A 24,293-nucleotide genomic window follows, 5' to 3' on the forward strand; every position below is an offset into this window, starting at 1 on the left:
CCCATTATGCCGCTGTTCGATAATGTTTGAACGCCTGTATAATCCTTTTGATTTGAGTCATCTACCCATAGGTGTCGGGTTACAGAAGGGAAGCGTCTCTGTAATTTGCGCGATTTGGGTAAACATAGCACTGGATAAAGATGAAAACTATTGAAGTCGACGAAGAGCTCTATCGTTATATTGCCAGCCACACACAGCATATTGGTGAGAGCGCATCGGATATTTTACGGCGCATGCTGAAATTTACCGCTGGGCAGTCTGTCACCACGCCAGCGGTAGGGGCTGTCACAACAACGGCGACGTCTCAGCCCGCCGCTGCACCGAGCCCGCGCGATCGGGTAAGAACCCTGCGTGAACTGCTGCTGTCGGATGAATATGCTGAACAGAATAAGGCCATCAATCGCTTTATGCTGGTTCTGTCCACGCTGTATACCTTATCGCCGCAGGAATTTGCTGCCGCGACAGAATCTCTTCATGGCCGCACTCGGGTCTATTTCGCGGGCGACCAACAGACATTGCTCCAGCATGGCACGCACACCAAGCCGAAACATATTCCAGGCACGCCATACTGGGTGATTACCAACACGAATACCGGTCGTAAACGTAGTATGGTTGAGCACATTATGCTGACGATGCAGTTCCCTGTGGAACAGACAGAAAAAGTGTGCGGCACTATCTAATTATTTATCTATAGCCTAAATAATTCGAGTTGCGTGAAGGCGGCAACCGCACGAGTCTCCAGGAGCTTACATAAGTAAGTGACTGGGGTGAGTAAGGGCAGCCAACGCACAAGCAGCTTGAAGTATGACGGATATATTAACCACTTATCTAACTACAGCGTTAGGGAGAAGCGCCAATGGCTAATCACCCAAGGGCCGGACAGCCAGCCCGACAGAGCGATTTGATTAATGTGGCACAGTTAACGTCGCAATATTATGTGCTGCGCCCAGAAGTCGGTAACACAGCGCATGCAGTGAAATTCGGTACGTCTGGCCATCGCGGAAGTGCGGGGCGCCATAGCTTTAATGAATCGCATATTCTGGCGATTGCGCAGGCGATTGCTGAAGAACGTAAAAAGCAGGGCATCAGCGGCCCGTGCTATGTCGGTAAAGATACTCACGCGCTCTCCGAGCCTGCTTTTATTTCCGTACTGGAAGTGTTGTCTGCCAATGGTGTAGATGTCATCGTTCAGTTGGATAATGGCTTTACCCCAACGCCTGCGGTGTCTAACGCGATTCTGGTTCACAATCGTCAGGGTGGTGCGCTGGCGGACGGCATTGTGATTACGCCGTCCCACAATCCGCCGGAAGATGGCGGTATCAAATATAATCCACCGAACGGCGGCCCTGCGGATACCAACCTCACCAGCGTGATTGAGACGCGTGCGAATGCTCTGTTGGCAGATGAACTGCGTGACGTCAAACGCATTACGCTGGATCAAGCGCTGCAAAGCGGGCATGTCCACGAGCAGGATCTGGTTCAGGCGTATGTCGAAGGTTTGGCTAGCGTGGTGGATATGGCGGCGATTCAGCGTGCCGGCCTGAAACTGGGTGTCGACCCGCTGGGTGGTTCCGGTATTGCCTACTGGCAGCGCATCGCAGAGCATTACAAGTTGGATCTGACGCTGGTTAATGACGCAGTCGATCAGACATTCCGCTTTATGTCGCTAGATCATGACGGTGTGATCCGTATGGATTGCTCATCAGAATTCGCGATGGCTGGGCTGCTGGCGCTGCGTGATAAATTCGATCTGGCGTTTGCCAACGATCCGGACTATGACCGCCACGGTATTGTTACTCCTGCGGGGCTGATGAATCCGAACCACTATCTGGCGGTGGCGATCAATTATCTGTTCCAACATCGTCCACAGTGGGGACAATCTGTTGCCGTCGGCAAAACACTGGTATCCAGTGGGATGATCGACCGCGTGGTGGCAGATTTGGGTCGCAAGCTGGTGGAAGTACCGGTTGGCTTTAAATGGTTCGTTGACGGTCTGTATGACGGCAGCTTTGGCTTCGGCGGTGAAGAAAGCGCTGGGGCTTCTTTCCTGCGTTTTGACGGCACGCCGTGGTCGACGGATAAAGACGGGATTATCCTGTGCCTGCTGGCGGCGGAAATTACGGCCGTGACGGGTAAAAACCCTCAGCAGCACTATGATGAGCTGGCACAACGCTTTGGTGCGCCGAGCTACAACCGTATTCAAGCGTCAGCAACGCATGCGCAAAAAGCTGCGTTGTCTAAACTGTCGCCTGAGCAGGTATCGGCAAGCACGCTGGCAGGTGACCCGATCACGGCTCGCCTGACCGCTGCGCCGGGCAACGGGGCATCGATTGGTGGCCTGAAAGTGATGACGGAGAACGGCTGGTTTGCTGCGCGACCTTCCGGTACGGAAGAAGCTTACAAGATCTACTGTGAAAGTTTCCTTGGGGTGGAACACCGCGAGCGAATCGAGAAAGAAGCGGTAGAGATTGTTAGTGCGGTACTCGCAAGCGCCAAATGAGTTAAAAAGGTGCTGCTTGCAGCGCCTTTTTTATATTGGAAAGTCAGACAACGCAGGAAAGAAGGTGCAAATTTCCCGTCCGTGGGCGTAAAAAAAGTACAAAAATGGTGTGAAAAGCAGGTGTGAGAGGTGGTAATGAGGCTACGGTGTGGACAGCATCACATGTGGCGAGAACGCGGGAGTATAATGATCCAATCTAAAAACCATAAATTAACTAACGATAAGTTTATTTTTAACGTTGTTGTAACTTAATGACGTAATGGCGAAAGAATTGGCGATTATTTCATCTTTTTCTGGTCCGATGAGTAGTAAACTTTCAGGAAAGGCGGTAAAATTTTAACCAATATCACAGTTCTTATTTTATCGTTATAAAAAGCGCTCCTGAACAAAGAGTGCTTATCCCAGAGGAGGATCGTTATGTCGCTTTATACTACTTATCCCTTGCACCGTATTCTCCTGCGTCGCGCTGCCGTGATTGCTATCGGCGTGCTGGCGTTACCAGTGATGCTGTTCCGCGGCGATCGAGCGCGTTTTTACAGCTATTTACACCGCGTCTGGCTGAAAACCAGCGATAAACCGGTATGGATGGCGCAGTCTGAAGCCGCTGCCTGCGATTTCTATTAAGGCTCGCGCGTAAGGTCTTTCGTGTTTATCTGCCATTCTTGGCAGATAAACACGAAAAAGGAACCGATGAAGTATCGGTTTAAGTAGGTTTTGACGCGGTTTACCCTTTTCCTTTCCCGCCTGTTCTACCGTTATCTTTCTCCAATCTCATGATTTATTACTTTATTCTTCGCTGCCACTGCACAGAATCGTGGGGAAATCCGCTATGCTGATGAGAGGGGTTGCAAAATGTCATCAAAGCACATGCAGCTTGAAATATGGTGGGTATAAGGATAAATCATGACGCTCGAACTCATCCCTGTTGGTATCAGCGCCTGTCTGCTCGGTAATCCCGTGCGGTTTGATGGCGGACACAAGCGTTTGACGTTTGCTGTTGAACAACTGGCCCCCTATTTTCGTTTTGAACCGGTCTGCCCGGAAATGGCGATTGGTTTACCAGTGCCACGCCCGGCACTCAGGCTGGTGCGAGAAGGGGAAAACCGCATCACACTGCGCGCCAGCAATGGTTCTCCGCTGGATGTCACCCAGCAGATGACGATATTTTCCGCTGACAAAGTCAGCGAGCTTGAGCATTTATGTGGGTATATCGTTTGCGCCAAATCGCCAAGCTGCGGTATGGAGCGAGTGAAGATTTACGATGAAGCGCAAAAAAATGCGCGTAAAAGTGGAATCGGCCTGTATACGCAGGAGCTGATGCGGCAAATGCCCTGGCTACCGGTTGAAGAAGACGGGCGTCTGCACGATCCCGGCTTACGGGAAAATTTCATCGAACGCGTTTATGCGCTGCATGAACTGAATCAGCTATGGCAAAACGGGCTGAGCCGCGGTGCGCTCATCGCCTTTCATAGCCGCTATAAATTACTGCTGTTGGCGCATTCCCAACCGGAATATCGTGAGTTGGGGCCGTTTGTTGCGGGGATCGATAAGTGGGAATCGCTGGAAGAGTATGTTGTTGAATATCGGACACGGTTGATGAAATTGTTGTCGACGCCTGCGACGCGGCGCAATCACACCAATGTGCTGATGCATGTGCAGGGCTACTTCCGACGTCAGCTTAATTCTCAACAGCGGCAGGAACTGGCGCAGCTTATCGATCGCTATCGGCAAGGTTTGCAGCCGCTATTGGCACCTATTACGTTGCTAAAACATTATATGGCGGAATATCCCGATGCATACCTGGCTCAGCAGCGTTACTTTGAGCCGTACCCGGAAGCATTACGCCTGCGTTACGGACACTAGTTTAATTGCCCGAGGAACACATGACCACGCATGTAGTTACACATCATGTAGTTACACATGTAGTCTGGCTGCGTAATGACCTGCGCATTACCGATAATCTGGCGCTGTACTCGGCCTGTCAGGATCCTAATGCAACTGTGTTAACTGTATTTATTGCGACGCCTGCACAGTGGGAAAAGCACGACATGGCACCGCGTCAGGCAGCCTTTCTGCTAGAGAATTTGACGTTGGTACAGTTCGCGCTGGCTGAGAAAGGTATTCAGTTGCATTACCATGAATGCGCGGACTTTGCGTCATCAGTTGACTGGCTGGTGCAGTTTTGTGCGCAGCAGCAGGCCACCGATCTTTTCTACAACCATCAGTATGAAATTAATGAGCGCCTACGTGATAAGCAGGTGAGAGATCGGCTGGCCGATAGCGTGGTTTGCCACGGCTATCATGACAGTCTGTTACTGCCGCCGGGTAGTGTGCTGACGGGCAACGGCGAGATGTATAAAGTATTCACACCCTTTCGCCAGGCTTTTATCAAGCGCCTGTTGGAGTCGGAGACGACGTGTGTACCCGCACCGGACGCCCGTGGTGAACCGATCAATAACACGGCGGAATTAGTGCCGTTCAGCTATCCGCAGTACGAGGTAGATAGCGAGGATTTCCCCTGCGGTGAGCGTGCTGCATTGCAGCAGTTACGCCGTTTTTGCCGCGAGCAGGTGCAGGATTACGATCAACAGCGAGATTTCCCGGCGCAACCCGGCACCAGTAAACTGTCTCCGTATCTGGCTCTTGGAATCATATCGCCGCGCCAATGTTTTAACCGCCTGCATGCTGAATGTCCAGAGATGCTGGAACGGCGTGAGGGCGGGGCATTTACCTGGTTTAACGAGCTGGTCTGGCGTGAATTCTACCGTCACCTGATCGTCTCCTGGCCACAGTTGTGTAAACACCGTCCGTTTACCGCGTGGACGCAGTGGGTGAAGTGGCGGGAAGCACCGGAGTATTTAACCGCCTGGCAACAGGGCAAAACTGGCTACCCAATTGTGGATGCGGCGATGCGTCAACTGAATGAAACGGGGTGGATGCATAATCGACTGCGTATGATCTGCGCCAGTTTTCTCGTCAAAGATTTGCTGATCGATTGGCGTGAAGGCGAGCGTTACTTTATGTCGCAGTTACTGGATGGCGATTTGGCGGCGAATAACGGCGGCTGGCAGTGGGCAGCCTCGACGGGTACCGATGCGGCACCTTATTTTCGTATTTTTAATCCGACCACTCAGGGGGAGCGTTTCGATCCCGACGGCCAGTTTATTCGTCACTGGCTACCCGAATTGGCCGCGGTGCCGGATAACGATATTCATCAGCCCCATCGTTGGGCTGATAAACAACACGTTGAGCTGAACTATCCGCTACCCATCGTTGACCACAAAATTGCTCGTCAGGATACGCTGGCGGCGTTTGAAGCGGCAAAGCATATTGGTATGGCGAATAACGATCGAGAAGAGAAAGGTAAGTATGCGTAATACGGAACTGGAAAGCGTCATTAACGAGAAACTGAATACGGGAATGTTTCAGGACTACGCGCCTAACGGTTTACAGGTCGAGGGGCGTGCAGAAGTAAAACGCATTGTGACGGGCGTCACCGCCTCACAGGCGCTGCTGGATGCTGCGGTAGAGAAGCAGGCCGATGCGATTCTGGTTCATCACGGCTATTTTTGGAAAAACGAACCGCAGATTGTTTGTGGCATGAAGCGTAACAGACTGAAAACGCTGCTGCTTAACGATATCAACCTGTACGGCTATCACCTGCCGTTAGATGCACACCCGGAATTAGGGAACAACGCACAGCTGGCGGCGCTGCTGGAAATTCAGGTGCTGGGCATGATCGAACCTCTCGTGCCGTATGGCGAACTGGCGCAACCCATGACGGCAGATGCGTTTTGCCGCCGTGTAGAAAAGCGACTCGGGCGTGCGGTGCTGCATTGTGGGGATAATGCACCGCAACAGATACAGCGTGTGGCCTGGTGCACTGGCGGCGGTCAGGGGTTTATTGAGCAAGCAGCCCGATTCGGGGTCGATGCCTTTATTACTGGTGAAGTGTCTGAGCAAACTATCCATATCGCTCGCGAGATGGGGCTGCACTTCTTCGCTGCCGGACACCATGCCACCGAGCGTGGTGGTATCCGCGCGTTGGGGGAATGGCTGGTGGCGCAACATGGTTTTGATGTGACGTTTATTGATATTCCTAACCCGGCTTGATGGGCTGAAAGTATCGGTATAGCACATGAATGATGGCGTTTTTTACATATTGGCATCGTTATTGCTTGGCTTTTGAGAAGAAAACATATCAGTAAGCAACGCTAATCATTTAGCCATGTTCACCATGACGGATAAAACGTGATTCAGGAGGAAAGATTGCAACGAGCACGGTGTTATCTTCTGGGCGAGAGGGCTGTCGTACTGGAGCTGGAACCGCCAATGTCGCTGGAGAGCCAGCAGCGGATATGGGGGCTTACCGAGCGCTTGAATCACCATGAAGAGGTGCTGGAAGTGATTCCGGGCATGAACAATCTGACGGTGCTGTTGGCGCATCCGCAACAGGTGGCGTTGGATGCGATTGAGCGCTTGCAGAGCTGGTGGGAAGAAAGCGAATCGCTCGTGTTTGACCCACGAGATATCGACATTCCTGTCATTTATGGTGGAGAGGCAGGGCCGGATCTGGCAGAGGTAGCCGCTCACAGTGGCTTGACGGTGAGCCAGGTTGTGGAAGCGCATGCGGCAGCACAGTACAAGGTCTACTTTTTGGGTTTCCAACCGGGATTTGCCTACCTCGGTGGATTAAATGAGAAATTACATATGCCGCGTCGCGCTGAACCCCGCCTGCGTGTGCCTGCGGGATCGGTCGGGATTGGTGGTGCACAGACGGGGATTTATCCGCTGGCAACGCCGGGCGGCTGGCAGTTGATTGGCCGCACCTCATTGAGGCTATTTAATCCACAAACGATGCCGCCAACGCTGTTGCGCCCCGGAGATAACGTTCGGTTTCTGCCACAGAAGGAGGGCGTATGCTGAAAGTTATCCATGCCGGATTGCATACTTCGGTGCAGGATGGTGGTCGCGTCGGTTTTCGTCGTTTGGGAATCAGCCAGTCAGGTGCGCTCGATCTGCCTGCCCTGAAAATGGCTAACCTGCTAGTGGGCAACGAGGAGAATGCCGCTGCATTGGAAATTACACTGGGCAAGTTCACCGCAACGTTCACGGTGGCTTGCTGGGTGGCGTTAACTGGTGCGGACTGTCATGCCGAGCTGGATGGAAAGCCGCTCTGGACTGGCTGGTGTTTCGCTGTGAAGCCAGGTCAAACGTTGATAATGCGTATGCCGCGTAACGGAATGCGTAGCTATCTGGCGCTGTCTGGCGGTGTGAATGTGCCAGAAGTACTGGGTTCGCGTAGTACCGATTTGAAAGCCGGATTTGGTGGTTTTGACGGCCGTTTACTCATGGATGGCGATGAGCTTCCATTGGGGACGCCGACTCGTGAACCGACACGAGAAATTGGTATTAAGCAGTTATTATTTAGTAACCGCGTGCGGGCATTGCCGGGGCCGGAGTATCAGGAGTTCAGTGAAGAGATGCAGGAGTTGTTCTGGCGAACCGCCTGGCAGTTGAGCCCTCAGAGTAATCGTATGGGTTACCGTTTGCTGGGAGCAGAGCTGCTGCGCACCACATCGTCAGGCAATAAACCCCGTGAGCTGCCATCACATGGTCTACTACCGGGCGTGGTGCAGGTTCCACATAACGGCCACCCTATTGTTCTGCTGGCGGATGCCCAGACAACCGGCGGTTACCCGCGTATTGCGAGCGTGATCGAGGCAGATTTGTTCAATCTGGCACAAATCCGACTCGGTGAACCGATACATTTTATTTACTGTACGCAGGCTCAGGCGCAAAAAGCCGCAGACGAACAACGGCGTTATCTCGAACAACTGGCGTGGAGGCTGCATGATTATTGATCTCAATGCCGATCTGGGCGAGGGGGGAGAGCATGACGAAGCGCTGCTGAAGCTGGTGACATCGGCCAATATCGCCTGCGGGTTTCACGCGGGTGATGCGCAAACCATGCGTCAGTCAGTACGCTGGGGAATTGGCTATGGCGTTGCGCTTGGTGCACACCCCAGCTTTCCCGACCGTGAAAATTTTGGTCGTAAGGCGATGAATGTGCCTGCGGAAATTGTGTTTGCGCAAATGGTGTATCAACTTGGTGCACTTAGCGCGATTGTCGCTGCTGAAGGGGGCACGCTGTCCCACGTTAAGCCCCACGGTATGCTTTACAACCAGGCTGCGAGCGAAGCAGCACTGGCTGATGCGATAGCCAAGGCGGTGAAGGTCGTTAATCCGACGTTACGTCTGATTGGGCTGGCGGGCAGCGAGTTGATCCGCGCCGGGAAACGGTTGGGGCTAGAGACGCGTCAGGAAGTGTTCGCCGATCGTTGCTATCAGCCTGACGGCTCGTTGGTGCCCCGCACTCAGGCTGGCGCACTGATCAATAGCGATGAACTGGCGTTGGCACAGACGTTGGAAATGATTCAACGTCAGCGGGTGAGGGCAATCGATGGCTCCTGGGTTAATGTACAAGCAGATACCGTGTGTATTCACGGCGATGGACAACATGCGCTGCTGTTTGCCCGCAAGTTGCGTAACTGCTTTAGCCAGCACCAGATAGCGGTTGCTGCGGCATAATCATGGTTTTGTATGACGGGGATAATAGATGAAAACCGTTTTGATCACGGCGTTTGAACCTTTTGAGGGCGAAGCGATTAATCCCTCATGGGAAGCGGTAAAAGATCTTCATCAGCGGGAAGTTGGCGGTGCGCGAGTGGTGGCTTGCCGTTTATCTTGCGTCTTTGATCTGTCACTGGATCAACTTTATCGTGCGATAGCCGAATGGCAGCCGGAAGTGGTGATCGCGGTGGGGCAGGCAGGCGGGCGCGCTGATATTTCTGTCGAACGCGTGGCGATTAATATTAATGATGCCCGAATTGCGGATAACCGAGGTAACCAGCCAATTGATACGCCCGTAGTGGAAAAAGGGCCAGCGGCGTATTTCTCGACGCTGCCGGTAAAGGCGCTGGTTCAGGCATTACGCGTGGCGGGAATTCCAGCTTCGGTGTCGCAAACCGCAGGTACGTTTGTCTGCAATCACGTAATGTACGGGCTGTTACACCAGTTGCACCAGCAGGGTGATGTGGTTCGCGGCGGATTTGTTCATATTCCGTATTCACCAGAACAGGCTGCACGACACCCCGGCGAACCGAGCATGCCAACGCCGTTGGTCACAGCGGCGCTGGAAGTGATGATCAAGCAGTCGCTGGTGCAGCAGGTTGATGTGGCGGTCACTGGCGGGGCATTACATTAATTTAGCGAATCGCTCAGTTGCAGAGCGTCTGATTTTCAGGGAGTAGTTAGAGTATGCCGGAAGGGCCGGAAATTCGCCGGGCGGCCGATAAGCTGGTTGAGGCCGTCGTGGGAAAAACGCTGACGCGCGTTTGGTTTGCGTTTCCAGAATTGAAGCAGTACGAAACAGAATTGGTTGGGCAGCAGGTCAGGCAGATTGAAACGCGCGGGAAGGCGCTGCTGACCTATTTTAGCCACGATCGGGTGCTGTATAGCCATAACCAACTGTATGGGGTGTGGCGCGTGGTGAATGCCGGAGAGTCGCCGGAAACGAAGCGGGATTTACGTGTCCGGCTGGAGACGCAGGAGCGTGCCATTCTGCTTTACAGCGCATCGGATATTGAAATGCTGACGCGGGAGGCACTCACGACGCATCCTTTCCTGCAACGTATTGGGCCGGATGTATTGGATCTTTCTCTGACGCCAGAACAAGTGTGTGAGCGTTTGTTATTACCGCGTTTTCGTCGTCGTCAGTTCAGCGGGCTGTTGTTGGATCAGGCTTTTCTCGCGGGGCTGGGGAATTATCTGCGCGTCGAGATTCTGTGGCAGGCACAGCTGGCACCGCAGCATACGGCCTCGCAGTTGAATGAGGAACAGTTGCAAACGTTAAGTCGAGCGCTGCTGGATATCCCTCGGTTGTCCTACAACACGCGCGGCACCGTGGATGAGGATCGGCATCACGGGGCGATTTTTTCGTTCAAGGTTTTCCATCGTGAAGGGGAACGCTGTGAGCGCTGTGGTAGAACTATTGAAAGAATGATGCTGTCATCACGCCCGTTCTATTGGTGCCCGCACTGCCAGAGTTAAAGGGTGCTGTGCAGCTTTTAGATTAATTGAAAAGGATTTCGTATGAGTAATAGAAATGACATTAGGGACGGTTCTCTCTTTGATATGCTCAAATCAGGTATTGTTTATACTGAAGTGTTGGGCTGGGTTGATATGGGTCATGCAAGGGGAGACGATATTGCAGAGTTAAAATAGCAATTTTTGGCTGGCGAAAGCTCTGGAGAAAACAGTTATCACGTTATGTATCGTCAGGATATGCGCTACAAAAAATTTGGTAATAATCTTGGTATAGGAAAATTCACTCGATGGGAAATCAAGAGTGGGAGAAGCAGAGAAGATATCAATAGCATCATGCTTGCTATGCTTATGAATATCGCCCCTCGATTTGAAAAACAGCAATATGATCTATTCTCATGGTATACCGACAGTGGATTCAGTGGTGAGGATTTGGTTTCAGACCTTTTGGGATTTTATCGCACATTAATTTCAGGCCAATACTCTTATCGTGTCCGCCCAGTAAGCCGTGATGCAGCGATGAGACGTTGGGATTTTTATGGTGCTATTGGCTCCCATAAGAATAAAGGTTTTCGCCCTATTATTTTTCCCGATCCGCAAGATGCTTGTGTAAGACATACACCTTATATAGCGAATTTACCTCACTTTATGACTTGGGTTCGCCCATGGAATGACTTTACTTCTGGCATAGTTAACATTCTAACGGATGATGGTATAACTCTTGAATTTAACAAGCCCAAAGGTGGAAGGAAGAGTTAGGGCATGAAAGTAATCAAATATCTATTACTGCTTTTGATTCCAGCGGCAATGGTTGGGATGTTATTTGTATTTATTGTGGTATCGGGGTCTACGGAGATAAGAACGTATACTGAAAGTGAGTATTTTACCTACTATGCGTTCACCGATGAAGATATCCGTAGCGCCCCAAGAATATCGGGCAATTATGCTTTTGAATACGTGCCTGGTGATGGCTATGCACCATCAAACGCCATTATTTTTAATAACACTTCTGATGCTACTCCGCTAAAAACGTACCTTACAACATTAGGATATGAGCAGCAGAAACAGAAAGAAGGGGTGGAAGAAGTGTGGAAAAAAAGAGCCGAAATTGAAGATGCAACCTTTTATATCTGGGTTAATAAAGACGCTAAACAGGTTTACCTTACTAAAGTATTTCATTACTAGCTGCGCTGATTAACGTACTTCAATCTTCATTGAAAATCAGCGTTGGGTACAAACAACAAAGGCCGGAAAACCCGGCCTTTGTTATGCGTGCGGAATGAATTAATCGTGTTTCAGATTGGAGGCGAAGTCACGTTTGTCGTAGCCGGTGTACAGCTGACGCGGGCGGGCAATCTTGATGCCGTCATCGTGCATTTCGCTCCAATGCGCAATCCAGCCCACGGTACGTGCCATCGCGAAGATAACGGTAAACATGGAAGACGGAATCCCCATTGCTTTCAGGATGATACCAGAATAGAAGTCCACGTTCGGGTACAGTTTCTTCTCAATGAAGTACGGGTCGTTCAGTGCGATATGTTCCAGCTCCATCGCCACTTCCAGCAAGTCATCTTTTCTGCCCAGCTCTTTCAGCACTTCATGGCAGGTTTCACGCATGACTGTGGCGCGTGGATCGTGGTTTTTGTACACACGGTGACCGAAGCCCATCAGGCGGAAAGAGTCGTTCTTGTCTTTTGCACGTTCGATAAACGCCGGGATGTGTTCTACGCTGCTGATTTCTTCCAACATACGCAGACAGGCCTCGTTCGCACCGCCGTGCGCCGGTCCCCATAACGAGGCGATCCCGGCGGCGATACAGGCAAACGGGTTTGCACCAGACGAACCCGCGGTACGTACGGTAGACGTCGAGGCGTTTTGTTCGTGATCGGCATGCAGAATCAGAATACGATCCATCGCACGTTCCAGCACTGGATTCACAACATATTCTTCACAAGGGGTGGAGAACATCATGTGCAGGAAATTACCCGCGTAGGACAGGTTGTTTTTTGGATAAACAAACGGCTGACCCAGTGAATATTTGTAGCACATCGCCGCAACGGTCGGCATTTTGGACAGCAGGCGGTAGGCCGCAATTTCGCGGTGACGCTCAATATTGATGTCCAGTGAATCGTGGTAGAACGCTGCTAGTGCACCAGTGACGCCGCACAAGACGGCCATTGGGTGTGAATCACGACGGAAACCGTGGAACAGACGAGTAATCTGTTCATGGATCATTGTATGACGAGTCACGGTCGTCTTGAAGGTTTCATACTGCTCTACCGTCGGAACCTCGCCGAACAACAGGATGTAACAAACTTCAAGATAATTAGATTTTTCAGCTAGTTGAGCAATTGGGAAGCCACGGTGCAGCAGGATGCCTTCGTCACCGTCGATATAGGTAATCTTGGATTCGCAAGATGCGGTAGAGGTAAAGCCAGGGTCAAATGTGAAGTAACCTTTAGAACCGAGGGGACGGATGTCAATCTCATCATACCCCAATGTGCCAGATAGGACATTTAGCTCAATTGGATCTTTACCCTCTAGAGTAAGTGTTGCTTTTTTATCAGCCATTTACAGTCTCCTTAGCGCTTTTAATTTTAAAAATTTTCACTGAAGAAATACCGTCATGCCTGCGCACCGGACAAAAAATGGCCGGTGAAACTCTGTTGTGACACAGTCGTCAAATAGGATACAGAGTAAGGCGGATAGCCGCATTCAGGATGAAAAATTCGTTCTCCAGGTAATCAGCGATCTTCAGGCAATTAACAATGCTCTGAATAGATTGTAGTCATTACCTATCACTTTTACGTGGACTCTCCCCACTGTTACATAAGTTACGTCAGTGTGGAAGTGCCGCCGTTGTGCTTTAACACATCATAAGGAATTCAATCCCCTAGTTGTAATTTAAATGTTGAACTTTTGTCAAATCGGATAATTAATTTTATATAAATTGTGAAATTCGTGATCTAAATCACTGTTCGGGGCAAATGTCACCAAACACTTTGTATGGGAATTGTAATGGGAATGTGAAGGACCTATACTCCCGCCAGGTCTCCGGAATCACCCTGCAGTAGGAGCACCCAGTATGAAAGGATCATGCGCTGTTTAGACACCGGAATGTCGATGTTTGAGCGCGTATCGTAAACCCACTCTCAGGGCTGTAACTTTCATACTGTCTGACCTCACATCAGGCCCGGAGGAAGAAACAATAATAAAAGCTGTGTGGGCAAATCTGTGAAAAAACAAAGACCTGTCAATCTGGAATTGCAGACGATCCAGTTTCCCGTTACTGCGATAGCATCTATTCTTCACCGCGTCTCCGGCGTTATCACCTTTGTCGCTGTCGGTATTTTACTGTGGCTGTTAGGCACTTCTCTCTCTTCAGAGGAAGGGTTCCTGCGCGCTGCGGAAATTATGGATAGCTTCATCGTCAAATTTATCGTTTGGGGCATCCTCGTCGCGTTGGCTTATCACATTGTTGGTGGTATTCGTCACCTATTGATGGATTTTGGCTATATAGAAGAAGACCTTGCCGCAGGTAAGCGTTCTGCAAATATCTCCTTTATTATTACTGTCGTGCTTTCAATTCTGGCTGGAGTCCTCGTATGGTAAGCAATGCTTCTGCGTTAGGACGCAATGGCGTACACGATTGGTTACTGATTCGCGCTTCCGCCATCGTCATTGTTCTGTATGTAATTTATCTCATTGGCTTTATTGCCACAGCTGGCGACATCACTTATGAAATCTGGCGTGGTTTCTTCGCGATGGCTCTCACCAAAGTATTCACACTGCTAACCTTATTTTCCATTCTGGTTCATGCCTGGATAGGGATGTGGCAAGTGCTGACCGACTACATTAAACCGCTGGCCTTACGTCTGACTTTACAGTTGGCAATTGTGGTAGCGCTGTTGGTGTACGTCATTTATGGAACTATTGTGGTGTGGGGTGCGTGATGAATTTGCCAGTTAGAGAGTTTGATGCAGTGGTTGTGGGTGCGGGTGGCGCAGGTATGCGCGCCGCACTGCAAATCTCCCAAATGGGCCTGTCCTGTGCCCTGTTATCTAAAGTGTTCCCAACCCGTTCCCATACTGTGTCCGCGCAGGGCGGTATTACCGTTGCGCTGGGTAACACCCATGAAGATAACTGGGAATGGCACATGTACGACACCGTAAAAGGGTCGGATTACATTGGCGATCAGGACGCAATTGAATATATGTGTAAAACCGGGCCGGAAGCGATTCTGGAACTGGAACACATGGGATTACCGTTCTCACGATTGGATGATGGCAGCATTTATCAGCGTCCGTTCGGTGGTCAATCCAAGAATTTTGGCGGCGAGCAGGCGGCACGTACCGCCGCCGCCGCTGACCGTACTGGCCATGCGCTGCTGCATACGTTGTACCAGCAGAACCTGAAAAATCACACCACTATTTTCTCCGAATGGTATGCACTCGATCTGGTGAAGAATCAGGATGGTGCGGTTGTCGGCTGTACGGCAATTTGTATCGAAACGGGCGAAGTCGTTTATTTCAAAGCGAAGGCCACTGTGCTGGCAACAGGTGGCGCCGGCCGTATCTACCAGTCCACCACCAATGCGCACATTAATACTGGCGACGGCGTGGGTATGGCGTTGCGTGCCGGTGTTCCATTGCAGGATATGGAAATGTGGCAGTTCCACCCAACCGGTATTGCTGGTGCAGGTGTGTTAGTAACCGAAGGCTGTCGTGGTGAAGGCGGCTATTTGCTGAATAAGCACGGTGAGCGCTTCATGGAGCGCTATGCGCCAAATGCGAAAGATCTGGCGGGTCGTGACGTTGTTGCCCGATCTATTATGATCGAAATTCGTGAAGGCCGCGGTTGTGAAGGCCCGTGGGGACCACACGCCAAGCTGAAACTGGACCATTTGGGTAAAGATGTTCTGGAATCTCGCCTGCCGGGTATTTTGGAACTGTCGCGTACGTTTGCTCACGTCGATCCGGTTAAAGAGCCGATTCCTGTTATCCCAACCTGCCACTATATGATGGGCGGTATTCCGACCAAAGTCAGCGGACAGGCGCTGACGGTGAATGAGAAAGGCGAGGATGTGGTGATTCCTGGGCTGTTTGCCGTGGGGGAGATTGCCTGCGTATCGGTCCATGGTGCTAACCGTCTGGGCGGTAACTCGCTGCTTGACCTGGTGGTTTTTGGCCGTTCGGCGGGTATCCATCTGCAAGAGTCTCTGGAAGAGCAGGGCGAAAGCCGTGATGCCAGCGAATCTGATATCGAAGTATCTCTCGACCGCCTCAATCGCTGGAACAATACCCGCTCCGGTGAAGATCCGGTGGAAATCCGTAAAGCGCTGCAATCCTGTATGCAGAATAATTTCTCAGTATTCCGCGAAGGCGATGCGATGGCGAAAGGGCTGGAAGAGCTGAAAGTGATCCGTGAGCGCCTGAAAGAGGCGCGTTTGGATGACACATCAACCGAGTTCAACACCCAACGCATTGAGTGTCTGGAACTGGATAACCTGATGGAAACCGCGTATGCAACGGCGGTTTCGGCTAACTTCCGTACTGAAAGCCGTGGTGCCCATAGCCGTTTCGATTTCCCAGAGCGTGACGATGATAATTGGCTGTGCCATTCGTTGTATCTGCCGCAAACCGACAGCATGACACGCCGTGAGGTGAACATGCAGCCTAAACTGCGTCCGGCCTTCCCGCCGAAAATACGTACTTATTAATTGCGGAGATTAAACGATGAAACTCGAATTTTCTATTTATCGTTACAACCCGGATGTTGACGATGCTCCGCGGATGCAGGATTACCAACTGGAGGCGGAAGAAGGCCGCGACATGATGCTGCTGGATGCGCTGATGCTGCTGAAAGAGCAGGATCCGACGCTCTCATTTCGTCGTTCCTGCCGCGAAGGCGTCTGTGGCTCCGATGGCGTTAACATGAATGGCAAGAATGGGCTGGCCTGTATTACGCCAGTTTCCGCGTTACGGCGTGGAAACAGCAAAATCGTTATTCGTCCTTTACCTGGATTACCGGTTGTACGTGATTTGGTAGTGGACATGGGACAGTTCTATGCTCAATATGAGAAAATAAAGCCTTACCTGTTGAATAATGGGAAAAATCCGCCGGCGCGTGAGCATCTGCAATCGCCTGAACAACGTGCGAAGCTGGATGGGTTGTACGAATGCATCATGTGCGCCTGCTGTTCAACGTCTTGCCCGTCGTTCTGGTGGAACCCGGACAAGTTTGTCGGGCCAGCGGGTCTGTTGGCAGCGTACCGCTTCCTGATTGACAGTCGTGACACAGAAACTAAGCCACGGCTGGACGATCTGGACGATGCATTCAGCGTTTTCCGCTGTCACGGCATCATGAACTGCGTCAGCGTTTGTCCGAAAGGGTTGAACCCGACCAAGGCTATTGGTCATATTAAATCGATGTTGCTCCACCGCAGCGCATAACCGATAGTTAATACGTAACGCGTTATTGCATAAAGATTAAGTAGTAAAACATGTATCTCCCTCTGAAGTTGCTATTCTTCAGAGGGAGCGCAGGAAACCTTTAAAAACCGGCTTGTGCGCCAGAACCGGTTTTCAAAGGTTCCTTAGGGGGGACGGATACCCTAAGCGCGTACCGATTGTACGACAAGTGAACCGTTTGTATGGCAAACGATATACGGACACTAATTACATGTTAACCACGGCGAAAACTGAAGCTTATTAGCTTAAGGGATCATAATGCAGAACGGCGCGATGAAGGCCTGGCTGGATTCCTCCTATTTGGCGGGTGCGAATCAGTCCTACATAGAGCAACTCTATGAAGATTTTTTAACCGATCCTGACTCGATCGAACATAGCTGGCGCTCGATCTTCCAGCAATTGCCTACGAGCGGGGTCAAACCGGATCAGCTCCATTCCAAAACGCGCGACTATTTCCGCCGTCTGGCGAAAGACTCTTCGCGCTTTACCTCATCTGTCACCGATCCCGATATTGATGTCAAGCAGGTCAAAGTATTGCAGTTGATCAATGCGTTCCGCTTCCGTGGGCATCAGCAGGCCAATCTGGACCCGATTTTCCTGCGTCCTCAGGAACCTGTGGCAGAACTGGATCTGGATTATCATAACCTGACTCAGGATGACCTACAGGAATCCTTCAATGTAGGGTCTTTTGCCATCGGCAAAGACACGATGAAACTGGAAGATCTGTATGACGCGCTGAAACGCACCTATTGCGGTTCTATCGGTGCGGAATATATGCATATCACCAGCACGGAAGAGAAACGTTGGATCCAGCAACGTATTGAATCGGTAACCGGTCAGCCGTCGTTTACGGTAGAAGAGAAGCGCCGTTTCCTGAAAGAATTAACCGCAGCTGAAGGGTTGGAGCGTTATCTTGGGGCCAAATATCCTGGCGCCAAGCGTTTCTCATTGGAAGGCGGTGACGCACTGGTTCCAATGCTGAAAGAATTGATTCGCCATGCGGGTGCAAACGATACTCGCGAAGTTGTATTGGGGATGGCACACCGTGGTCGCCTCAACGTGCTGATCAACGTATTGGGCAAAAAATCTCAGGATCTGTTCGACGAGTTCGCCGGTAAGCATAAAGAACATCTGGGTACCGGTGACGTGAAGTATCACCAAGGCTTCTCTTCAGAATTTGATACTGCTGGTGGCCTGGTGCATTTGGCGCTGGCGTTCAACCCCTCGCATCTGGAGATTGTCAGCCCGGTAGTGACGGGATCGGTACGTGCGCGTCTCGATCGTCTGAATAGTGAAAGTGGCCCGCGTGTGTTACCGATCACCATTCACGGTGACGCGGCAATCAGCGGCCAGGGTGTGGTTCAGGAACTGTTGAATATGTCGACGGTGCGTGGCTATGAAGTCGGTGGCACGCTGCGTATTGTGATCAACAACCGTATCGGCTTCACGACCTCCAACCCGCTGGACATCCGTTCCACTGAATACTGTACCGATATCGGCAAAATGGTGCAGGCTCCCATTTTCCACGTTAATGCAGACGACCCGGAAGCGGTGGCGTTTGTTACACGTTTGGCGCTGGATTTCCGCAACGCTTTCAAACGCGATGTGTTCATCGATCTGATTTGTTACCGCCGCCACGGCCATAACGAAGCCGACGAACCCAGTGCAACGCAGCCAATGATGTACCAGAAGATCAAAAAGCACCCGACGCCACGTAAGGTGTATGCCGATCGTCTGGAACAGGAAAAGACGATCTCGCCGGAAGATGCTACTGAAATGGTCAATTTGTACCGTGATGCATTGGATGCCGGGGAGTGTGTTGTCGATGAATGGCGTGAGATGGATATGCAGTCCTTCACCTGGACGCCGTATCTCAATCATGAATGGGATGAGCCTTATCCGCACAGTACGGAAATGAAACGTTTGCAGGAGCTTGCCAAACGTATCAGTGAAGTACCGGAAGGAATTGAGATTCATCCTCGTGTGGCTAAAGTTTATTCTGACCGTGCCGAAATGGCCGCTGGCAATAAACCGTTCGACTGGGGCGGCGCAGAAACACTGGCTTACGCCACGTTGGTCGATGAAGGTATTCCGATTCGTTTATCTGGTGAGGACAGCGGTCGCGGTACGTTCTTCCATCGTCATGCCGTCGTTCATAACCAGAAAAATGGCTCCAGCTACACACCGTTGAACCATGTACATAACGGGCAGGGCGAGTTCAATGTGTGGGATTCCGTACTATCCGAAGAAGCGATACTTGCGTTTGAATACGGCTATGCGACCGCAGAACCGCGCACGCTGACTATCTGGGAAGCGCAGTTTGGTGATTTTGCCAACGGTGCGCAGGTAGTGATCGATCAGTTCATCAGCTCCGGTGAGCAGAAGTGGGGCCGGATGTGTGGTCTGGTCATGCTGTTGCCACATGGTTATGAAGGGCAGGGGCCAGAGCACTCGTCCGCCAGACTTGAACGCTATTTGCAACTGTGCGCTGAGCAAAATATGCAGGTCTGTATTCCGTCAACACCGGCGCAGGTTTATCACATGCTCCGCCGTCAGGCGCTGCGCGGTATGCGCCGTCCGCTGGTGGTCATGTCGCCGAAATCCCTGTTGCGCCATCCGCTGGCGATCTCTTCACTGGATGAACTGGCAAATGGTTCCTTCCAGCCAGCGATTGGTGAAGTAGAAGAATTAGATCCGGCAGCCGTGAAGCGTGTCGTGCTTTGTTCCGGTAAGGTCTACTATGATTTGCTGGAACAGCGCCGCAAGAACGAGCAAAAAGATGTCGCAATCGTCCGTATCGAACAGCTTTATCCGTTCCCGCATCAAGCTGTTCAAGCGGCACTGGAACCTTTTTCCCAGGTTCATGATTTCGTATGGTGTCAGGAAGAGCCGCTGAATCAGGGAGCCTGGTATTGTAGTCAGCACCATCTCCGTGAAGTAATTCCGTTTGGATCTTCTTTACGTTACGCAGGACGCCCGGCGTCTGCATCACCCGCCGTTGGCTATATGTCCGTACACCAGAAACAACAGAAAGATCTGGTCGATGACGCGCTGAACGTTGATTAAATAAAAGGATAGATAATGAGTAGCGTAGATATTCTTGTACCCGACCTGCCTGAATCTGTAGCTGACGCCACCGTTGCTACCTGGCGTAAAAAGCCCGGCGATAGCGTTCAGCGTGATGAAGTATTGGTTGAAATTGAAACTGACAAAGTGGTGCTGGAAGTTCCAGCCTCTGAAGCCGGTATTCTGGATGCCGTGCTGGAAGACGAAGGCGCGACCGTCATGTCTCGCCAACTGCTGGGCCGTATTCGCCGTGGCGATAGCTCCGGTAAAGAAACTGGCGAGAAATCGCAGAGTAAAGAATCGACACCGGCACAGCGTCATACGGCTGGTCTGGAAGAAGAGAACAGCGACGCGCTCAGCCCGGCAATTCGCCGTCTGATTGCCGAGCACGATCTCGATGCGTCGGCTATCAAAGGCAGCGGTGTCGGTGGTCGAATTACCCGTGAAGACGTGGATAAGCATTTAGCTGCCCAGAAGAAAGATTCTGGTAAAGCAACGAAGCCTGAAGCTCCGGCGGCTTCTCCTGCACCAGCTCTGGGTGCGCGCAGCGAAAAACGCGTACCGATGACACGCCTGCGTAAGCGCGTTGCAGAACGTCTGCTGGAAGCGAAAAACAGCACGGCAATGTTGACTACGTTTAATGAAATCAACATGCAGCCGATCATGGACCTGCGCAAGCAATACGGCGAAGCCTTTGAGAAGCGTCACGGTGTACGTTTGGGCTTCATGTCCTTCTACATCAAAGCCGTCGTTGAAGCGCTGAAGCGTTACCCTGAAGTGAATGCTTCTATTGATGGCGAAGATGTGGTTTACCACAACTATTTCGATGTCAGCATTGCGGTTTCTACCCCGCGTGGTCTGGTTACGCCAGTACTGCGTGATGTGGATGCGTTGGGCATGGCCGACATCGAGAAGCGTATCAAAGAGCTGGCCGTGAAAGGCCGTGACGGCAAACTGACGGTTGAAGAATTGCTGGGTGGTAACTTCACGATTACCAACGGCGGTGTTTTCGGTTCTCTGATGTCCACCCCGATCATCAACCCGCCGCAGAGTGCGATTCTGGGTATGCACGCCATTAAAGATCGTCCAATGGCGGTTGATGGCCAGGTAGTTATTCTGCCGATGATGTATCTGGCGCTGTCTTACGATCACCGCTTGGTCGATGGTCGTGAATCCGTTGGCTTCCTCGTGACGGTGAAAGAGATGCTGGAAGATCCAGCGCGTCTGCTGTTGGACGTGTAGTCCGACAGGTAGCCTTTTGGGCGGATAATCCTGACGGTTTCCGCCCGAAATACAGATTAAGTGCTATGCAGGCCGTTTTTTCTCAACGGCGTTATCCAAATATATCAGAGAGTTTATGGCGTTTTTCTCTACCGAAAGATTCGGTGATGAAAAATCGTCTGCCGACTTATCTCCAAACCTAAATGGATAGAACATCATGAATTTACACGAGTATCAGGCAAAACAACTCTTTGCTCGATATGGTTTACCGGCACCGACCGGCTATGCCTGTACTACACCGCGTGAAGCAGAAGAAGCCGCATCTAAGATTGGCTCGGGTCCGTGGGTCGTAAAATGTCAGGTTCACGCTGGTGGTCGCGGTAAAGCAGGCGGCGTTAAAGTGGTCAGCAACAAAGAAGACATTCGCGCTTTTGCTGAAAACTGGCTGGGTAAAAAACTCGTTACTTATCAAACTGACGCGCAGGGCCAACCGGTTCATCAGATTCTGGTTGAAGCGGCAACGGATATCGACAAAGAGCTTTATCTGGGCGCTGTTGTTGACCGTGGTACGCGTCGTGTCGTGTTCATGGCGTCCACTGAAGGTGGCGTAGAAATTGAAAAAGTTGCGGAAGAGACGCCGGAACTGATCCATAAAGCGGCCATCGATCCACTGGTAGGCCCACAGCCTTATCAGGGCCGTGAGCTGGCTTTCAAATTGGGTCTGAGCGGCAAGCAAGTTGCTCAGTTCACCAAAATTTTCATGGGTCTGGCAACGCTGTTCCTTGAGCGTGACCTGGCGCTGGTAGAAATCAACCCATTGGTTATCACTAAGCAGGGCGATCTGATCTGTCTGGATGGCAAACTGGGCGCGGACGGCAATGCACTATTCCGTCAGCCTGAGCTGCGTGAAATGCGTGACCCAAGCCAGGAGGATTCCCGTGAAGCACATGCGGCACAGTGGGAACTGAACTATGTTGCGCTGGACGGCAACATTGGCTGTATGGTGAACGGTGCGGGTCTGGCGATGGGTACCATGGACATCGTGAAACTGCACGGCGGTTCGCCTGCTAACTTCCTCGATGTTGGCGGTGGCGCGACGAAAGAACGTGTGACTGAAGCATTCAAAATTATCCTGTCTGACGACAAGGTAAAAGCCGTCTTTGTTAACATCTTTGGTGGCATCGTACGTTGCGATTTGATCGCTGACGGCATCATCGGCGCGGTAGCCGAAGTGGGCGTTAGCGTGCCGGTTGTGGTACGTCTTGAAGGAAATAATGCGGAACTGGGTGCCAAGAAACTGGCGGATAGCGGCCTGAATATTATTGCTGCGACCAGCCTGACGGGTGCAGCTCAGCAGGTTGTTGCAGCAGCGGGAGATAAATAATGTCCATTCTGATTAATAAAAATACCAAGGTTATCTGTCAGGGTTTTACTGGTAGTCAGGGGACATTCCACTCTGAGCAAGCACTTGCTTACGGTACGCAAATGGTCGGTGGTGTGACGCCAGGTAAAGGCGGCACGGAACATCTGGGTCTGCCCGTATTTAATACGGTGCGTGAGGCGGTAGAAGCGACGGGCGCAACGGCATCCGTTATCTACGTTCCGGCACCGTTCTGTAAAGACTCCATTCTGGAAGCTATTGACGCAGGTATCGAGCTGATCATCTGTATCACCGAAGGTATCCCGACGCTGGATATGCTGACGGTGAAAGTGAAACTCGACCAGAGCGGCGTGCGGATGATCGGCCCGAACTGCCCAGGTGTGATCACACCGGGCGAATGTAAGATCGGTATTATGCCGGGCCATATTCACCTGCCGGGTAAAGTGGGCATCGTTTCTCGTTCTGGTACCCTGACGTATGAAGCCGTGAAGCAAACGACCGATGCGGGTCTGGGTCAGTCCAGCTGTGTGGGTATCGGCGGCGACCCGATCCCAGGTTCTAACTTCATCGATATTCTGAAGCTGTTTGAGCAGGATCCGCAGACGGAAGCCATCGTGATGATCGGTGAAATCGGCGGTACGGCGGAAGAAGAAGCGGCTGCCTACATTAAAGAGCACGTGACGAAACCGGTTGTCGGCTACATTGCGGGTGTGACGGCACCGAAAGGTAAGCGTATGGGCCACGCTGGCGCCATCATCGCCGGTGGTAAAGGCACCGCTGACGATAAATTTGCAGCGTTAGAAGCGGCGGGTGTTAAAACCGTTCGCAGCCTGGCGGATATCGGCGATGCAGTAAAATCAATATTAACACGTTAATCGGTTATTCGATTAAACACGCTAGCCACCTTCGGGTGGCTTTTTTATGAAAAATAAGATGGCATTCAAGAGGATAAAATAAGAGAAAGTAGCGTTAATATTCGCAACAATTCGGAAACAATAAATAAACGAAAGGATAAGTAATAAAATAAGAAAAATCATACAGAAAACAGAATAAAGAAAATGCGCTTTATTGTATGTGGATAATCGATAACGGAAAGTGAAGATTATATTGCTGAATTAATTTTAATTAAACCTAAAAGTCACATTGCATTAACAATGAGCGCAATAAAGAAATTAATGCAACGCACCAATCACGAGAAAAGCGTTAAATTGTTTTAGATCAAAAAACGCCTCTGGATATAATTTCTGAAATAGGCTTAAATTGCGCGAGGTCAATTATCGTCTTCCGCGTTATTTAGTGGAAAAGTTGATTTGAAGCCAAAAACCTAGTCTGGGTCACGTAAAAACCTATTTATTGTAGGGGATTACAGGCGTAATATACGGCTACCTCCTTACGGGGTACGCTATTTGTAATACTTGTGATTTATCTTGAGCTTGCTGTCAGGGCGTCACAGTGTGACTGCCTTGGTGAACGGTATTTTTAGCGTTTTTTACAGCCTGTGTTAAAGCAATTCTTGTTGTGTTCTTTTTGGGTGTCATGGCCGGATGTT

23 protein-coding genes are annotated in these 24,293 nt (G+C 51.1%); 22 read left to right on the forward strand and 1 reads right to left on the reverse strand.

Features of this window, described 5'->3' with window-relative positions; translation table 11 throughout:
- Window positions 1–140: 140 nt before the first annotated feature.
- The 14 genes from seqA (at window position 141) to KP22_RS01140 (ending at window position 11,791) form a co-directional block, all read left to right on the forward strand.
- A complete protein-coding gene (gene seqA / locus KP22_RS01080; protein WP_039302034.1) occupies window positions 141–680 on the forward strand; it encodes a replication initiation negative regulator SeqA in 540 nt (179 codons plus the stop codon).
- A 176-nt stretch (window positions 681–856) separates the two neighbouring features.
- A complete protein-coding gene (pgm, locus tag KP22_RS01085; RefSeq protein WP_039321855.1) occupies window positions 857–2,500 on the forward strand; it encodes a phosphoglucomutase (alpha-D-glucose-1,6-bisphosphate-dependent) in 1,644 nt (547 codons plus the stop codon).
- Window positions 2,501–2,917: 417 nt separating this feature from the next.
- Window positions 2,918–3,124 carry a YbfA family protein gene (locus KP22_RS01090; RefSeq protein ID WP_039321858.1) on the forward strand — a complete coding sequence of 69 codons (207 nt, stop codon included), beginning with the start codon at window positions 2,918–2,920 and terminating at the stop codon, window positions 3,122–3,124.
- A gap of 279 nt (window positions 3,125–3,403) precedes the next feature.
- The gene (locus tag KP22_RS01095; protein WP_039302042.1) at window positions 3,404–4,363 is read left to right on the forward strand and encodes a YbgA family protein; all 960 of its coding nucleotides are present in this window, start codon (window positions 3,404–3,406) and stop codon (window positions 4,361–4,363) included.
- 20 nt (window positions 4,364–4,383) lie between these two features.
- Window positions 4,384–5,877 (forward strand): deoxyribodipyrimidine photo-lyase, encoded by a 1,494-nt coding sequence (gene phrB / locus KP22_RS01100; RefSeq protein WP_039321861.1) that lies wholly within the window; start codon window positions 4,384–4,386, stop codon window positions 5,875–5,877.
- Entirely contained in the window at window positions 5,870–6,613 is a 744-nt protein-coding gene (locus tag KP22_RS01105; RefSeq protein ID WP_039302049.1) for a type 2 GTP cyclohydrolase I, read from the forward strand. Before phrB ends, KP22_RS01105 begins: the two co-directional genes overlap by 8 nt.
- 156 nt (window positions 6,614–6,769) lie before the next feature.
- Window positions 6,770–7,426 (forward strand): 5-oxoprolinase subunit PxpB, encoded by a 657-nt coding sequence (gene pxpB, locus KP22_RS01110; RefSeq protein ID WP_039321864.1) that lies wholly within the window; start codon window positions 6,770–6,772, stop codon window positions 7,424–7,426.
- A complete protein-coding gene (gene pxpC, locus KP22_RS01115; protein WP_039321867.1) occupies window positions 7,420–8,364 on the forward strand; it encodes a 5-oxoprolinase subunit PxpC in 945 nt (314 codons plus the stop codon). Before pxpB ends, pxpC begins: the two co-directional genes overlap by 7 nt.
- Window positions 8,354–9,091 carry a 5-oxoprolinase subunit PxpA gene (pxpA, locus tag KP22_RS01120; RefSeq protein ID WP_039321871.1) on the forward strand — a complete coding sequence of 246 codons (738 nt, stop codon included), beginning with the start codon at window positions 8,354–8,356 and terminating at the stop codon, window positions 9,089–9,091. The genes pxpC and pxpA overlap by 11 nt, the downstream gene beginning before the upstream one ends.
- A gap of 28 nt (window positions 9,092–9,119) precedes the next feature.
- Complete coding sequence (gene pcp / locus KP22_RS01125) at window positions 9,120–9,767, forward strand: pyroglutamyl-peptidase I (RefSeq protein ID WP_039321874.1); 648 nt, start codon at window positions 9,120–9,122, stop codon at window positions 9,765–9,767.
- Between the two features lie 53 nt (window positions 9,768–9,820).
- Complete coding sequence (nei, locus tag KP22_RS01130) at window positions 9,821–10,612, forward strand: endonuclease VIII (RefSeq protein ID WP_039321877.1); 792 nt, start codon at window positions 9,821–9,823, stop codon at window positions 10,610–10,612.
- A gap of 42 nt (window positions 10,613–10,654) precedes the next feature.
- Window positions 10,655–10,786, forward strand: a complete 132-nt coding sequence (locus tag KP22_RS22860; RefSeq protein WP_280513115.1) for a hypothetical protein — start codon at window positions 10,655–10,657, stop codon at window positions 10,784–10,786.
- 6 nt (window positions 10,787–10,792) lie between these two features.
- Complete coding sequence (locus KP22_RS01135) at window positions 10,793–11,365, forward strand: hypothetical protein (protein ID WP_244879993.1); 573 nt, start codon at window positions 10,793–10,795, stop codon at window positions 11,363–11,365.
- A 3-nt stretch (window positions 11,366–11,368) separates the two neighbouring features.
- Window positions 11,369–11,791, forward strand: coding sequence for a hypothetical protein (locus tag KP22_RS01140; RefSeq protein WP_039321878.1), 423 nt, complete (start codon window positions 11,369–11,371; stop codon window positions 11,789–11,791).
- A gap of 99 nt (window positions 11,792–11,890) precedes the next feature.
- On the opposite strand, the gene KP22_RS01145 is transcribed toward KP22_RS01140, so the two are convergent.
- Complete coding sequence (locus KP22_RS01145; protein ID WP_039321881.1) at window positions 11,891–13,177, reverse strand: citrate synthase; 1,287 nt, start codon at window positions 13,175–13,177, stop codon at window positions 11,891–11,893.
- Between the two features lie 651 nt (window positions 13,178–13,828).
- Here KP22_RS01145 and sdhC point away from each other — a divergent pair.
- From sdhC to sucD, 8 genes are all read left to right on the forward strand, one after another.
- On the forward strand, window positions 13,829–14,218 hold the full coding sequence (gene sdhC, locus KP22_RS01150; RefSeq protein WP_039275597.1) for a succinate dehydrogenase cytochrome b556 subunit: 390 nt from the start codon (window positions 13,829–13,831) through the stop codon (window positions 14,216–14,218).
- Complete coding sequence (sdhD, locus tag KP22_RS01155; RefSeq protein ID WP_039302079.1) at window positions 14,212–14,559, forward strand: succinate dehydrogenase membrane anchor subunit; 348 nt, start codon at window positions 14,212–14,214, stop codon at window positions 14,557–14,559. Before sdhC ends, sdhD begins: the two co-directional genes overlap by 7 nt.
- Window positions 14,559–16,325 carry a succinate dehydrogenase flavoprotein subunit gene (gene sdhA / locus KP22_RS01160; RefSeq protein WP_039321884.1) on the forward strand — a complete coding sequence of 589 codons (1,767 nt, stop codon included), beginning with the start codon at window positions 14,559–14,561 and terminating at the stop codon, window positions 16,323–16,325. Before sdhD ends, sdhA begins: the two co-directional genes overlap by 1 nt.
- A 16-nt stretch (window positions 16,326–16,341) precedes the next feature.
- A complete protein-coding gene (locus KP22_RS01165; RefSeq protein ID WP_039302086.1) occupies window positions 16,342–17,058 on the forward strand; it encodes a succinate dehydrogenase iron-sulfur subunit in 717 nt (238 codons plus the stop codon).
- Window positions 17,059–17,334: 276 nt separating this feature from the next.
- Window positions 17,335–20,142, forward strand: a complete 2,808-nt coding sequence (sucA, locus tag KP22_RS01170; protein ID WP_039302089.1) for a 2-oxoglutarate dehydrogenase E1 component — start codon at window positions 17,335–17,337, stop codon at window positions 20,140–20,142.
- A 15-nt stretch (window positions 20,143–20,157) separates the two neighbouring features.
- Window positions 20,158–21,384, forward strand: a complete 1,227-nt coding sequence (gene odhB, locus KP22_RS01175; RefSeq protein WP_039302092.1) for a 2-oxoglutarate dehydrogenase complex dihydrolipoyllysine-residue succinyltransferase — start codon at window positions 20,158–20,160, stop codon at window positions 21,382–21,384.
- 196 nt (window positions 21,385–21,580) lie between these two features.
- A complete protein-coding gene (gene sucC, locus KP22_RS01180; protein WP_011092948.1) occupies window positions 21,581–22,747 on the forward strand; it encodes an ADP-forming succinate--CoA ligase subunit beta in 1,167 nt (388 codons plus the stop codon).
- Window positions 22,747–23,619 carry a succinate--CoA ligase subunit alpha gene (gene sucD / locus KP22_RS01185; RefSeq protein ID WP_039302096.1) on the forward strand — a complete coding sequence of 291 codons (873 nt, stop codon included), beginning with the start codon at window positions 22,747–22,749 and terminating at the stop codon, window positions 23,617–23,619. Before sucC ends, sucD begins: the two co-directional genes overlap by 1 nt.
- Window positions 23,620–24,293 lie beyond the last annotated feature (674 nt).

Origin of the sequence: Pectobacterium betavasculorum (assembly GCF_000749845.1) — a bacterium.
Lineage (GTDB): Bacteria > Pseudomonadota > Gammaproteobacteria > Enterobacterales > Enterobacteriaceae > Pectobacterium > Pectobacterium betavasculorum.